The sequence below is a fragment of the Stenotrophomonas pavanii genome, from assembly GCF_900101175.1.
Classification (GTDB): Bacteria; Pseudomonadota; Gammaproteobacteria; order Xanthomonadales; family Xanthomonadaceae; genus Stenotrophomonas; species Stenotrophomonas pavanii.
In genome coordinates, this window is sequence record NZ_FNFQ01000013.1 from 93721 (window position 1) to 106834 (window position 13114).

The window sequence follows — 13114 nt, forward strand, 5'->3', positions numbered from 1 at the left end:
CCAAGGGCAACACAATGAGCCATCCAGCCCTCCAATTACGCCCCCCTACAGATCGCGGGACGGCCGAACCGGGGGCTTTTCATTGGATGAATGCAGGAAGGCAAGGGTATGCCAACGGCGATTCTCATCGATGGTGGTTACTTCGTTAAGCGGTTCCGCCGTATCGAACCTCACAACGCCAACAACGCCGAACGTGCCGCGGAAGTAGCCCATCGGTGGGCACTCGCGCACCTGACCTCCTCAGGTTGTCAGCGACGGGAACTCTATCGGATCTTCTTCTACGACTGTCCGCCCCTGCAGAAGCGAATGCACAACCCGATCTCGGGCACCTGCATCAACTATGCGCGCTCACCCGAGGCGCTCTTCAGAATCGATCTGCACGAAACCCTGAAACAGAAACGCAAAGTGGCACTGCGCCTTGGTCACCTCGCGGATTCCAGTTCGTGGACAACCGATTCCCGAACGCTCGATGCACTTCTGAAAGGCAAGCGCTCATTCTCCACGCTCCTGCCCGAGGATCTGCACCCGGAAGTCAGACAGAAGGGCGTGGATATGCGCATCGGCCTGGACATCTCCTCGCTTTCCCTCAAACGACAAGTCCGTCAGATTGTTCTGGTCGCTGGTGATGCCGACTTCATCCCCGCTGCCAAGCTCGCGCGACGCGAAGGCGTGGACTTTGTCCTGGACCCGATGTGGTCTCCAATACCCCAAGGCCTTCTGGAGCATATCGACGGTGTTCGCTCCACCTGCCCCAGGCCTGCGAACAGGAAGGAAGGGAAGGCAGTGATCGAACACGCGATGGTGGGCGCAACCCGACCCTAGCGGAACACCACCGTGCGGTGCCCGTTGAGCAGGATGCGGTGCTCCACATGGCGGCGCACGGCACGCGCCAGCACCAGCGATTCGGTATCACTACCCAGCCTTACCAGTTCGCGCGGCGCCATCGCGTGGTCCACCCGGGCCACGTCCTGTTCGATGATCGGGCCTTCGTCCAGATCCTCGGTCACGTAGTGCGCGGTGGCACCGATAATCTTGACCCCGCGCGCGTGTGCCTGGTGGTAGGGCTGCGCGCCCTTGAAGCTGGGCAGGAAGCTGTGGTGGATGTTGATCGCACGGCCGGCCAGCGCGCGGCACAGCGTGGGTGACAGGATCTGCATGTAGCGCGCCAGCACCACCAGATCGATGCGCTCGCGCTCGACCAGATCGATGATCTGCTGCTCCTGCACCGCGCGCGTATCGGCGGTCACCGGCAGGTGGTGGAACGGCACCTGGTAGGACGCCGCCAGCGGCGCAAAGTCGGCGTGGTTGGACGCCACTGCTGCGATGTCGACCTTCAGCTGGCCGCTGTGGGCGCGGAACAGCAGGTCGTTGAGGCAATGCCCCTGTTTGCTGACCAGCACCAGCAGGCGTGCGCGGCGGCGGCCATCGTGCAGCTGCCAGTCCATGCCGAAGTCCTGGGCGAGCGTGGCCATCGCGGCGTGCACGGTCTCCAGCGGCAGGCCGGCATCGCGATCGAAATGCACGCGCAGGAAGAAGCGGCCGCTTTCCTCGTCGCCGAACTGCTGGGCGTCGAGGATGTTGCAGCCGTGGTCGAACAGCAGGCCGGACACGCGATAGACGATGCCGGTACGGTCGGGGCAGGACAGGGTGAGGATGGAATCGGGGCGCATCGCCACAGTGTAGGGCAGCATCCTGCCCAGCGGCGGGATGATCGCCGATGCAGCCGAACCGATGGGTTCAGTCCCAAGCGATACTTGGCCTCCATCGTGGCAAGCTGGTTGGTCATGAACCTGTTGCAACTGATCCGCAGCTTCACCCGCACCGCAGAGACCGGCAGCATTGCCGCCGCGGCCCGCATCCTTGGCATCAGTGCCACCGCAGTCGGGCAGAACATCAACCGGCTGGAGGCGCACCTGGGCGTACGGCTGCTGAACCGCAGCACGCGCCAGCTGGCGCTCAGCGAGGCCGGGGCGCTGTACCTGGCGCAGGTGCGCCACATCGAGGCCGACCTGGCGCGTGCGCAGGCGATGGTCACCTCCGGCGACATCGAACCGGCCGGGCCGCTGCGCATCGCCAGCAGCAGTGCGTTCGGCCGCCATGTGCTGGCGCCGTTGCTGCCTTCGCTGCAGCAGCGCTACCCGCAACTGCAGCTGGAGCTGCGCCTGACCGACCGCGCCGTGCAGCATGGCCCGGAAGCGGTGGATGCCAGCATCCGCATCGGGGCCCAGCTGGAGGACGGGGTGGTCGCGCGGCAGCTGGCGCGTGTTCCGTTCGTATTCTGCGCCTCGCCGGCCTACCTGAAGGCCCATGGCACGCCGCAGGAACCCGCTGAACTGGGTCGCCATCGCGGGCTGCTGCACCGCTTTCCCACCGATGGCCGGCCATTGCGCTGGGGCCTGCTGAAGGACGGCCAGCGTGTGGACGCTGCGCTGCCGCCCAGCATGGTCTGCGATGACATCGATGCGCTGGCGTCGCTGGCGGTGGCCGGTGCCGGCATCACCCGGCTGGCCGCGTTCGTGGCCGAGCCGTACCTGCGCGATGGCCGCCTGCAGGCAGTGTTCGGCGCCGACAGCGCGTGGCGGCCGGAACCGATGGACGTCTATTTCTGCGTCAGCGACCGCCGCGACTTCACCGCCAAGATCCGCGCGCTGTTCGAACACCTGCGGGCCGGCATGGCGCCGGCCTGGCGGGTGTGAGCCTCAGCGCGCCTTGAACAGGCCGCGTGCCTCGCGCGGCTCGCAGCGCATGTACTGCGGCGCCGCGTCCACGCTGTCACGCAGGGCAGCGGCGGCATGCCACGGCCAGCGCGGGTCGTAGAGAATGCCGCGCGCCAGCGCCACGGCATCGGCGTGGCGATGGCGCAGGATCGATTCAGCCTGCTCGGGCTCGGTGATCATGCCCACCGCGATGACCGGCATGCGCACCTTTGCCTTGATCGCCGCCGCGAACGGCACCTGGTAACCGGGGCCGACGGTGATCTTCTGGCGCTCGTCCAGGCCGCCGCTGGAGACATGCAGGACGTTGCAGCCGCGCGCGTCCAGCACCTGGGCCAGTGCTTCGCTCTGCACCAGGTCCCAGCCACCCTCGACCCAGTCGCTGGCGGAAATGCGCACGCCCACCGCGACCTTGTCCGACACCGCCGCGCGTACCGCGTCGAACACTTCCACCAGCAGGCGCAGGCGGTTCGGCAGCGAGCCGCCATAACCGTCGGTACGGTGGTTGCTCAACGGCGACAGGAACTGGTGCAGCAGGTAACCGTGCGCGGCATGCAGCTCGATCAGCTCGAAGCCCAGGCGCTCGGCACGCACCGCACTGGCGGCGAAGGCGGCGATCACTTCGGCAATGCCCGCCTCGTCCAGTGCCTGCGGCGCCGCATCGGCGGCGTGGAACGGCAGCGGCGACGGCGCCACGGTGGCCCAGCCACGCGCATCATCGGCCGCCAGCTGGCCACCGCCGTCCCAGGGGCGGGCGGTGGATGCCTTGCGGCCGGCATGGCCCAGCTGGATGCCCAGCGGCATCGGCGACCAGCGGCGGACGCTGGCCAGTACCTGCGCCAACGCGGCCTCGGTGCCGTCGTCCCACAGCCCCAGGTCGGCCCAGCTGATGCGGCCGCGCGGTTCGACCGCGGTGGCTTCCAGGATCAGCAGGCCGGCGCCGGACTGCGCCAGGTTGCCCAGGTGCATGGCGTGCCAGTCAGTGGCGCGGCCGTCTTCGGCGGAGTACTGGCACATCGGCGCGATGACGATGCGGTTGGACAGGGTCAGGGGGCCGAACGAGATCGGCGAGAACAGCTGGCTCAAGACAGGAATGCACGACGTAGGGGATGCGTATTGCACCGCTGCGCGGCTCCCGGATCAACCATCTGGATGGATCGCTGTTTCGCGGGGACGGGTTGCCGGTAGAGTCGACTGACAGTCGACTCTACCCAGCCGGTGGCTCGATAACCGACGCCAGCGCCTCGGCGCAGTCCCGCTCGTCCTTGAACTGCAGCAGGTCGTCGGCACGGGTGCGGCCACGATTCACGGCGGCCACCGGCAGTCCGGCCCTGGCGGCCGCCTGCACGAAGCGGAACCCGGAATAGACCATCAGCGACGAGCCCACCACCAGCACGGCGTCGGCCTGCTGCAGGTGATCGTGCACTGCCGCCACGCGGTCGCGTGGCACGTTCTCGCCGAAGAACACCACATCCGGCTTCAGCAGGCCGCCGCAGTACGCGCAATCGGGTACAACGAAGCCGGAGAAATCAGCCTCCAGGTCGGCATCGCCGTCCGGGGCGATGCTGGCCTCCAGTGTGTCCCAACCGGGGTTGGCGTCCAGCAGGCGCTGCTGGAACGCCCCGCGATCGCTGCGCCGCTCGCAGCCCATGCAGCGCACCTGATCCAGGCGGCCATGCAGGTCGATCACCGTGCGGCTGCCGGCACGCTGGTGCAGGCCATCCACGTTCTGGGTGAGCAGCAGCTGCAGTTTGCCGCGGCGCTCCAGCGCGGCCAGGGCGTGGTGGGTGCCGTTGGGCCGGGCCAGGCCGAAGCGCGGCCAGCCCAGCAGGCTGCGCGCCCAGTAGCGCTGGCGGGTGGCCACCTCGCCCATGAAGGCCTGGTAGGTCACCGGCGGGGTGCGCTTCCACTGGCCGTCGGTGTCGCGGTAATCGGGGATGCCCGAGGCGGTGCTGCAACCGGCGCCGGTCAGCACGAACAGGCGCTGGGCGCGGTCGATGAAGTCGGTCAGCGGCGAGGTCATGGCTGCCAGATGGGGGCGCCGCGGCGCCCCTGCAAGCGCCGGTTCAGCCGGCGTGCTCAGGCGGCCGGCAGCGGCGGTACCGCGATCGGGTGGCCTTCCTCGTCCAGTGCGATCATCACGAAGTGGCCGCGGGTGCACAGCTTGCGCTCGCCGCTGTGCAGGTCTTCGGCGACCAGTTCCACCTCCACCTTCATCGAGCTGCGGCCGACCTCGACGATGCGGCCGATGGTTTCCACCATCTGGCCGATGCGGATCGGCAGCTTGAAGTCGACCTGGTCGCTGCGCGCGGTCACCACGGTACGGCGCGAATAGCGGGCGGCGGCCAGGAACGCGGCCTTGTCCATCCATGCCAATGCCTGGCCACCGAACAGGGTGCCGAGATGGTTGGTGTGGTTGGGGAAGACGATTTCAGCCATGCGCACTTCGGTGGGCGGCACAGTCTCGGGGATCGGGGTCATGGGGGTGCTTCGGTGTGGGGTGCGGCAATTTTAAGCCAGGCCCCGTGCAGGCAGCGCTACACTGCGCCACGCCCACCGCCAGGACCGCCCATGCCCGCCACTTCCGACCTGCTGGCCTTCGCGCTGGTTTCCCTGGCCATGGTGCTCACGCCCGGGCCGAACATGATCTACGTCATCTCGCGCTCGATCTGCCAGGGGCCGATGGCTGGCCTGATCTCGCTGGGCGGGGTGGCGCTGGGCTTCGTGTTCTACATGCTGTGCGCGGCACTGGGCATCACTGCCCTGCTGATGACCGTGCCGTTTGCCTACGACGCGCTGCGCATCGGTGGCGCGCTGTACCTGCTGTACCTGGCGTGGCAGGCGCTCAGGCCCGGCGGCCGTTCGCCGTTCGCGGTGCGCGAGCTGCCGCAGGACAGCCCGCGCAGACTGTTCACGATGGGCTTCCTGACCAATCTGCTGAACCCGAAAGTGGCGGTGATGTACCTGTCGCTGCTGCCGCAGTTCCTGCATCCGGACAGCGAGGGCAGCGTGCTGCTGCAGTCGATCGTGCTGGGCTCCACCCAGATCGCGGTGAGTGTGACCGTGAACGGCATCATCGCGCTGACCGCTGGCAGCATCGCCGGTTTCCTGGCCGCGCGCCCCACCTGGCAGAGGGTGCAGCGCTGGCTGATGGGCACGGTGCTGGCCGGGCTGGCGGTACGCATGGCGGTGGAAGGGCGGCGCTAGCCGCGCCTTGTAGCGTCGAGCCATGCTCGACTGCTGTTTGCGAAGACCAGTCGAGCATGGCTCGACGCCACAGAAACGAAAAACCCCGGCATTGGCCGGGGTTTCTCGTTGCGACAGGCCTGACCGGTCCGATCAGAAGTTCATGTCGAAGGCGACTTCGCCCTGCACGCCGACCTGGTAGGCCGAGACGCGGCGTTCGAAGAAGTTGGTCAGTTCCTGCACGTCCTGCAGTTCCATGAACGGCAGCGGGTTGCGCACGTTGTACTTCTTTTCCATGCCCAGCTTGGCGAAGTGCTGGTCGGCGCAGTGCTGCAGGTACTGGCGCATGTCGCGGGTCGAGATGCCGGCCACGCCGCCGGACAGCACGTCCTCGGCGAACTGCACCTCGCACTCGATGGCTTCGGCCAGCATGTCGTAGACCTGCTGCTTCATCTCGTCATCGAACAGGTCCGGCTCTTCCTCACGCACCACGCGCACCGACTCGAACGCGAACTCCATGTGCGCGCTCTCGTCGCGGAACACCCAGTTGGTGCCCGAAGCCAGGCCCGGCAGCAGGCCGCGCGAACGGAAGTAGTACACGTAGGCGAAGGCAGCGAAGAAGAACAGGCCTTCGATGCAGGCGGCGAAGCAGATCTGGTTGAGCAGGAACTGGCGACGCTGCGCGCGGGTCTCGATGCGGGTCAGGTCCTGGATCGAGTCGATCCACTTGAAGCAGAAATCGGCCTTCTTCTTGATCGAGTCGATGTTCTCCACCGCCGAGAATGCCTTGGCGCGCTCTTCCGGATCCGGCAGGTAGTTGTCGAGCAGGGTCAGGTAGAACTGCACGTGCAGTGCTTCTTCATACAGCTGGCGCGACAGGTACATGCGCGCTTCGGGCGCATTCAAGTGCTGGTACAGGTTCAGCACCAGGTTGTTGGACACGATCGAATCGCCGGTGGCGAAGAACGCGACCAGGCGGTGGATCAGGTGGCGCTCACCCGGCGACATCTTGCTGTGCAGGTCGGTGATGTCGATCTGGAAGTTGATCTCTTCCACCGTCCAGGTGTTCTTGATCGCGTTCCGGTACATGTCATAGAACTGCGGGTAGCGCATCGGGCGCAGGGTCAGTTCAAAACCGGGATCGAGCAGCATCTGCTTGGGCTTGTCGGCCATGGGTGTTTCCTTGAATTCCTGGGTGAGCCACCGGGCATGGCCCGGTGCTACCGTGGGTGATGATCGTTGGCCGGGGTTGCCGGCCAGCGGCCGGCACTACCGCGCGGCGGTGCCGCTGTTACTGGCAGGCCTCGCAGGCTTCCGGGTTTTCCAGCGAGCAGGCGATGGCTTCGTCCGGGCTGAACACCTTGGCCGGGGCCGCCGCGCTCACCGTGGTCTTGGCGATCTTGGTGGCCGGACGCGAACGCAGGTAGTAGGTGGTCTTGATGCCCTGCTTCCAGGCGTACATGTACATGGAGGACATCGCGCCGATGTTCGGGCTTTCCATGAACAGGTTGAGCGAGGCCGACTGGTCGATGAAGGCGCCACGCTCGGCGGCCATGTCGATCAGCGAACGCATCGGCAGTTCCCACGCGGTGCGATAGACCTCGCGCAGCGCTTCCGGGATCTGCGGCAGACCGGCGATGGAACCCTCGGCCAGCTTGATGGCATCGCGCATTTCCGGCGTCCACAGGCCCAGCTTCTTCAGCTCGTTGACCAGGTAACGGTTGACCTGCAGGAAGTCACCGGACAGGGTCTCGCGCTTGAACAGGTTGGACACCTGCGGCTCGACGCACTCGTAGCAGCCGGCGATCGAGGCGATGGTCGCGGTCGGCGCGATCGCGATCATCAGCGAGTTGCGCAGGCCGTGTTCCTTGATGCGCTCACGCAGGGCATCCCAGCGCGCGGTGTCTTCCGGCACCACGTTCCAGGCGTCGAACTGCAGTTCGCCGCTGGCGGCACGGGTGTCGTTGAACGACGGGTGCTTGCCGCGTTCCTGGGCCAGCTCGCAGGAGGTTTCCAGCGCATGGAAGTAGATCGCTTCGGCAATCTTCTTCGACAGGGCGCGGGCCTCGGCGCTGTCGAACGGCAGGCGCTTGCGGAAGAACACGTCCTGCAGGCCCATGCAACCCAGGCCGACCGGACGCCAGCGCAGGTTGGCGCGGCGGGCGGTCTCGATCGGGTAGAAGTTCAGGTCGATGACACGGTCGAGCTGGCGCACGGCCAGGCGCACGGTCTCGGCCAGCTTCTCGAAGTCGAACTCGTTGTGCTCGTCGAAGTGGTTGCCCAGGTTGATCGAACCCAGGTTGCACACTGCGGTTTCATCGTTGGAGGTGACCTCCAGGATTTCCGTGCACAGGTTGGACAGGTGGATCACGTTGCCCGGACGCAGGGTCTGGTTGCTGGCGCGGTTGCACTTGTCCTTGAAGGTCATCCAGCCGTTGCCGGTCTCGGCCAGGGTACGCATCATGCGGGCATACAGCTTGCGCGCGGAGATGGTGCGGTTGGCCTTGCCCTGCGCTTCGGCCTGCAGGTAGGCCTGCTCGAAGGCTTCACCGAACAGGTCGGTGAACTCCGGCACGACGCGCGGATCGAACAGCGACCATTCCTGGTCGGCCTCGACGCGCTTCATGAACAGGTCCGGCACCCAGTTGGCCAGGTTCAGGTTGTGCGCACGGCGGGCTTCGTCACCGGTGTTGTCACGCAGTTCGAGGAAGTCCTCGATGTCGGCGTGCCAGGTTTCCAGGTACACGCAGGCCGCGCCCTTGCGCTTGCCGCCCTGGTTCACCGCGGCCACCGACGAATCCATGGTCTTCAGCCACGGCACGATGCCGTTGGAGTGGCCGTTGGTCGACTTGATCAGCGAGCCACGCGAACGCACGCGGGTGTAGCTGACGCCGATGCCGCCGGAGAACTTCGACAGCTGGGCGATGTCGCCGTACTTGGCATAGATCGACTCCAGCGAGTCCTGCGGCGAGTCCAGCAGGAAGCACGAGGACAGCTGCTCGTGGGTGGTGCCGGAGTTGAACAGGGTCGGGCTGGACGGCAGGTAGTCCAGGTTGCCCATGCGCTTGTACAGCGCCAGGGTCTCGGACACGTCCTCGCTCAGCGCACTGGCGATGCGCAGGAAGAACTGCTGCGGGGTCTCGATCACCTTGCGGGTGTGCGGGTGGCGCAGCAGGTAACGGTCGTACAGGGTACGCAGGCCGAAGTAATCGAAGTTCAGGTCCAGCGCGCCGTCGATGGCGTCGTTGAGCTTGCGTGCATTGGTCTGCACGAAGTTCAGCAGGCGGTCGTTGATCAGGCCGACTTCATGGCCACGGCTGACCGACTGCGAGAAGGCGTAGATTTCCTGGCCCGAGACTTCCTTGGCGATGTAGTTGGCCAGCAGCCGCGCGGCAAGGCGGCCGTACTCGGGCTCTTCACCGATCAGCAGGGCGGCGGTGCGGATGGACAGCTCGTCCAGCTCGCGGGTGGTGGCGCCGTTGTACAGGCCGGAAATGGTGCGGGTGGCCACGCGCATCGGATCGACGGCGTGCAGACCTTCAGAGGAACGCTGCACCGCACGCACGATCTTGTTCAGGTCCACCAGTTCAGTGGTCCCATTGCGCTTGGTCACACTCATCGCGTTGGCCGTCGGCGGCGACGTCAACAGGAATTCGCTTTCCTTCTCGATGGTGGCGCTGGATTCGGTGCTCACGGCGTGTGTCCTCTTGGCGTGATTGGGGGTGCTCGATGCATCGGGTGACGCGGCCCGGGACATGACAGCCCAGGGTGACAGGACGGCGTCGCAGGGAATGAGACCTGCGCCGGCCACTGCCGTTGACGATCGCGGAGGGGTACTGGGGCCACCCCCTGGAATTGGGGTTGCTGCGACCGACGGCCACAAGATAGTGGGGGTAATGGGGTCCGTCAACGCCAAATGTAGTGAAATTCGGCAATCCCTTGCGCCGCAAGGATCGTGCCATCGACGCCTGGATCGGACGCTTCAGACCTGCCGGAACGGGCTGCGCAGTCAAGCCCGAAAGGCGTCATTGCGGTGGCACAACGCACCGCGAAAACGGAACAATGACAGCTTCACATGACAGTGATGAAACTGGCTAGGGACAACCCTGTGGATAGATCGTGGGCAGCCGGTGGGAATCCGGTGGATGCCGGGATCACCCTCCGGGCAGCGACGCGAGGCCGTATGTGGCGGCCGGGCCGGAAGAGCGGCCGCAGGGAAACGCCGTTGCGCCCTATCCCCCGATCATTGCCGGCCAGCGGCCGGCACTACCGGAATCCCAGGGGGGTCGTGCCGGCCGCTGGCCGGCAATGCACGCCCGCAGAGTCGCTCACGCCCGGTGCGGGGTGCCCAGGTACTCAGCGCTCTGCATCTCGATCAGGCGCGAGGCGGTGCGCTCGAAGGCGCCCTGCAGGCGCTGGCCGGTGTACAGCTCGATCGGCGAAGTGCTGGCGGTACAGACCAGGTTGACGTGGCGGTCGTACAGCTCGTCGATCAGGTTGACGAAGCGGCGCGCGGCATCTTCGTTCAAGCGGTCGAAGGCGGGAATGCCACCCAGCAGCACCGTGTTGAACTCGTGCGCGATCTCGATGTAATCCGATGGGCCACGCGGGCCTTCGCACAGCGCGGCGAAATCGAACCAGGCGATGCTCTTGCCGCGGCCCCGGACCGGGATCTTGCGGCCCTCGATCTCGATGTTGCCGGGCTTGGCCGGCTGGCCGCCGCTCAGTTCGCTCCAGCGCGTGGCCAACCAGTCGTCGCTGTCGGCCGCCAGCGGTGCGCGGTACACCGGCGAGCGGGTCAGCGCGCGCATCCGGTAGTCCTCGGTGCCTTCGGCATACAGCTCGACGCAGAAGCGCTGCAGCAGGCCGATGGCCGGCAGGAAGCTCTCGCGCTGCAGGCCGTTGAGGTAGAGGTTCTCCACCGCGGTGTTGGAGGTGGTGACCAGGGTCACGCCCTCGGCGAACAGGCGCTCCAGCAGCCGCGCCAGCAGCATCGCGTCACCGATGTCGGTGACGAAGAACTCGTCCAGCACCAGCACGCGCAGGTTGCTGCGCCATTCCTGGGCGATCTTCGCCAGCGGGTCGCTCTGGCCCTGGTGCTCGCGCAGGCGCTCGTGGACGCTGCGCATGAAGCGGTGGAAGTGGGTGCGGTACTTCTGCCTGATCGGCAGGCCGTCGTAGAACAGGTCGACCAGGAAGGTCTTGCCGCGGCCGACGCCACCCCAGAAGTACAGGCCCTTGACCGGCTCGGGCTTTTTCCAGAACGAGGACAGGCGATCCAGCCAGCCGTCCTCGGCACTGTCCAGCAGGGCCAGGTGGATGCGGTCCAGCTCGGCCAGCGCCGCATGCTGGGCCGGATCGTCCTGCCAGTCACCGCGGGCGACCCCTTCCGCGTACCGCTGCGACGGGGTCAGCTCGGTTGCACTCATGCCGCCGCGCCCAGCCAGTGCTTCACGCCGTGGGTCAGCGCGCCACGCAGGTCGATCAGCTTGCGGTGGAAGAAGTGGCTGGTCTCGGGCATGCGTACCAGCTCATGCGGGGCGTCCAGCGTGTCCAGCCACTGGTAGACGGCCTGCGGGTCGACGATCTCGTCCTGCTCGCCCTGGATCACCAGCCAGCGCGCCGGCGGCGCGATGCCGTCGAAATCCCAGCGACCGGCCGGCGGCGCGATCGAGATCAGCGCTTCCGGCTGCAGCGTGGCGGCGGCCTTCAGCGACACGAACGCGCCGAAGCTGAAACCGGCCAGCCACAGGCGGTCGTGCGGGCGCTGGCTGCGCACCCAGGCGGCGACCGCCTTCAGGTCGTCCTGCTCGCCCACGCCGCCATCGAAGGTACCGGCCGAAGCGCCGACGCTGCGGAAGTTGAAGCGCACCGTGGCGATGCCCAGCTCGCGCAGGGTCGTGGCGGTCATGGTGACCACCTTGTTGTGCAGGGTGCCGCCCTCGGTGGACAGCGGATGGCAGACGATGGCCACGATCGGCTGTGCCGGCACGTCGGCCTTGGGCAGGTCGACGACCACTTCCAGCGGGCCGGCCAGGCCGTCCAGTTCGAGGCAGGCGGTTTCGCCGGGGGCGACGGGGAACGAAGGCTTGTGCATGGCACCATGATACCGTCCCCCGCCCCTGCCCTGTGCCCGTCCCATGCTCTTCCTGTCTTTAGCCGTGATCTGCAGCGTGCTGGTTTCGGTGTTGTTGAAGATGGCCGGACGCCGCCAACTGGATGTTGCGCAGATGGTCACCTGGAACTATCTGGTGGCGGCAACGCTCACCGCCGTGGTGCTGCAGCCGCCGCTGGATGCGCTGCGCGCGCCACATGCCCCGTGGCTGTCCTTGCTGGCGCTGGCGGTGGTGCTGCCCTCGATCTTCCTGGTGCTGGGCCGCGCCGTGGCGGTGGCCGGCATCGTCCGCAGTGACGTGGCGCAGCGCTTGTCGCTGCTGCTGTCACTGGCCGCCGCGTTCCTGTTCTTCGGCCAGACCGCCACGCCGTGGAAGCTGGCCGGGCTCGGCCTGGGCCTGCTGGCGATGGTGGCGATCAGCCTGCGCCCACGCGGGCCGGTGGTCGCGTCCGCGCCCGGCGGCTGGGGCTGGCTGCTGGGGGTATGGGCCGGGTTTGCGGTGGTGGACGTGCTGCTCAAGCAGGTGGCGCTGTCCGGCACGCCGTCGATGGCGGCGGTGCTGGCCAGCTTCAGCGTGGCCTTCGTGCTGATGCTGGCGTTGCAGCTGTGGCGGCACTTCAGCGGTCGCAGCCGGCTGGCCTGGCGCAACCTGGGCGCGGGCGCGCTGCTGGGCCTGCTCAATGGCGGCAACATCCTCTTCTATGTGCACGCGCACCAGGCGATGCCGGACAGCCCGGCCACCGTGTTCGCCGGCATGAACATCGGCGTGGTGGTGCTGGGCGCGCTGGTGGGCGTGTTCGCCTTCGGCGAGGCCACCACGAAGTGGAACCGCGCGGGGCTGGCGCTGGCGGTGCTGGCGATCGGGTTCATCGCCTGGGGGTGAGCGTTGGTTGCGGCGGGCCATTTCCGCGCCCGCGGTGGGATGTCACTTTTCTTTTCGCGCGAAAAGAAAAGTAACCAAAAGAAACGCGCCGCCAGCCGCGAGCCGGTGCTGTGCACCGGTACCCTGCGCTTCTCGGTGAACCAGGGGACGGCGCCGAACTCGCTGCGCTCAGACATCGGCGCCTCTTCGCCCCTGATTCACCTGCGATGCTCGGCT

Annotated in this window: 12 protein-coding genes; 4 read left to right on the forward strand and 8 right to left on the reverse strand. The window is 66.9% G+C overall.

The annotated features are described in order from the left end of the window. Nucleotides 1-90 precede the first annotated feature (90 nt). Nucleotides 91-822, forward strand: a complete 732-nt coding sequence (locus tag BLS66_RS18675) for an NYN domain-containing protein (RefSeq protein WP_210241094.1) — start codon at nucleotides 91-93, stop codon at nucleotides 820-822. Here the strand turns inward: BLS66_RS18675 and purU are convergent. Beyond that, complete coding sequence (purU, locus tag BLS66_RS18680) at nucleotides 819-1670, reverse strand: formyltetrahydrofolate deformylase (RefSeq protein ID WP_026347242.1); 852 nt, start codon at nucleotides 1668-1670, stop codon at nucleotides 819-821. The two genes, BLS66_RS18675 and purU, sit on opposite strands and share 4 nt — an antisense overlap. A gap of 114 nt (nucleotides 1671-1784) precedes the next feature. On the opposite strand from purU, the gene BLS66_RS18685 reads away from it, so the two are divergent. Further along, the gene (locus BLS66_RS18685) at nucleotides 1785-2696 is read left to right on the forward strand and encodes a LysR family transcriptional regulator (protein WP_053462614.1); all 912 of its coding nucleotides are present in this window, start codon (nucleotides 1785-1787) and stop codon (nucleotides 2694-2696) included. A gap of 3 nt (nucleotides 2697-2699) precedes the next feature. Here the strand turns inward: BLS66_RS18685 and BLS66_RS18690 are convergent, their stop codons facing one another. The 3 genes from BLS66_RS18690 to BLS66_RS18700 form a co-directional block, all read right to left on the reverse strand. Beyond that, on the reverse strand, nucleotides 2700-3800 hold the full coding sequence (locus tag BLS66_RS18690; protein WP_074726519.1) for an NADH:flavin oxidoreductase/NADH oxidase: 1101 nt from the start codon (nucleotides 3798-3800) through the stop codon (nucleotides 2700-2702). Between the two features lie 121 nt (nucleotides 3801-3921). Next, nucleotides 3922-4737, reverse strand: coding sequence for an NAD-dependent protein deacetylase (locus tag BLS66_RS18695; protein ID WP_074726520.1), 816 nt, complete (start codon nucleotides 4735-4737; stop codon nucleotides 3922-3924). A 56-nt stretch (nucleotides 4738-4793) separates the two neighbouring features. Then, the gene (locus BLS66_RS18700) at nucleotides 4794-5195 is read right to left on the reverse strand and encodes an acyl-CoA thioesterase (protein ID WP_004153688.1); all 402 of its coding nucleotides are present in this window, start codon (nucleotides 5193-5195) and stop codon (nucleotides 4794-4796) included. A 90-nt stretch (nucleotides 5196-5285) separates the two neighbouring features. Here BLS66_RS18700 and BLS66_RS18705 point away from each other — a divergent pair, with 90 nt between their 5' ends. Beyond that, nucleotides 5286-5921, forward strand: coding sequence for a LysE family translocator (locus BLS66_RS18705; protein ID WP_049465444.1), 636 nt, complete (start codon nucleotides 5286-5288; stop codon nucleotides 5919-5921). A gap of 132 nt (nucleotides 5922-6053) precedes the next feature. Here BLS66_RS18705 and BLS66_RS18710 read toward each other — a convergent pair whose 3' ends face one another. The 4 genes from BLS66_RS18710 to BLS66_RS18725 form a co-directional block, all read right to left on the reverse strand. Beyond that, nucleotides 6054-7073, reverse strand: coding sequence for a ribonucleotide-diphosphate reductase subunit beta (locus tag BLS66_RS18710; RefSeq protein ID WP_014035600.1), 1020 nt, complete (start codon nucleotides 7071-7073; stop codon nucleotides 6054-6056). Between the two features lie 118 nt (nucleotides 7074-7191). Continuing rightward, a complete protein-coding gene (locus BLS66_RS18715) occupies nucleotides 7192-9594 on the reverse strand; it encodes a ribonucleoside-diphosphate reductase subunit alpha (RefSeq protein ID WP_057494534.1) in 2403 nt (800 codons plus the stop codon). Nucleotides 9595-10228: 634 nt separating this feature from the next. Beyond that, nucleotides 10229-11329 carry a cell division protein ZapE gene (gene zapE / locus BLS66_RS18720; RefSeq protein WP_053504951.1) on the reverse strand — a complete coding sequence of 367 codons (1101 nt, stop codon included), beginning with the start codon at nucleotides 11327-11329 and terminating at the stop codon, nucleotides 10229-10231. After that, entirely contained in the window at nucleotides 11326-11997 is a 672-nt protein-coding gene (locus BLS66_RS18725; protein ID WP_057494533.1) for an alpha/beta hydrolase, read from the reverse strand. The genes zapE and BLS66_RS18725 overlap by 4 nt, the downstream gene beginning before the upstream one ends. Nucleotides 11998-12040: 43 nt before the next feature. Here BLS66_RS18725 and BLS66_RS18730 point away from each other — a divergent pair, with 43 nt between their 5' ends. Continuing rightward, the gene (locus BLS66_RS18730) at nucleotides 12041-12898 is read left to right on the forward strand and encodes an EamA family transporter (protein ID WP_057494532.1); all 858 of its coding nucleotides are present in this window, start codon (nucleotides 12041-12043) and stop codon (nucleotides 12896-12898) included. Nucleotides 12899-13114 lie beyond the last annotated feature (216 nt).

Coding starts and splice junctions, on each gene's coding strand:
- BLS66_RS18710 (WP_014035600.1), bottom strand. CDS start 7,073: ATGGCCGACAAGCCCAAGCAGATGCTGCTCGATCCCGGTTTTGAACTG.
- BLS66_RS18695 (WP_074726520.1), bottom strand. CDS start 4,737: ATGACCTCGCCGCTGACCGACTTCATCGACCGCGCCCAGCGCCTGTTC.
- BLS66_RS18705 (WP_049465444.1), top strand. CDS start 5,286: ATGCCCGCCACTTCCGACCTGCTGGCCTTCGCGCTGGTTTCCCTGGCC.
- BLS66_RS18700 (WP_004153688.1), bottom strand. CDS start 5,195: ATGACCCCGATCCCCGAGACTGTGCCGCCCACCGAAGTGCGCATGGCT.
- BLS66_RS18675 (WP_210241094.1), top strand. CDS start 91: ATGCAGGAAGGCAAGGGTATGCCAACGGCGATTCTCATCGATGGTGGT.
- purU (WP_026347242.1), bottom strand. CDS start 1,670: ATGCGCCCCGATTCCATCCTCACCCTGTCCTGCCCCGACCGTACCGGC.
- BLS66_RS18685 (WP_053462614.1), top strand. CDS start 1,785: ATGAACCTGTTGCAACTGATCCGCAGCTTCACCCGCACCGCAGAGACC.
- BLS66_RS18725 (WP_057494533.1), bottom strand. CDS start 11,997: ATGCACAAGCCTTCGTTCCCCGTCGCCCCCGGCGAAACCGCCTGCCTC.
- zapE (WP_053504951.1), bottom strand. CDS start 11,329: ATGAGTGCAACCGAGCTGACCCCGTCGCAGCGGTACGCGGAAGGGGTC.
- BLS66_RS18730 (WP_057494532.1), top strand. CDS start 12,041: ATGCTCTTCCTGTCTTTAGCCGTGATCTGCAGCGTGCTGGTTTCGGTG.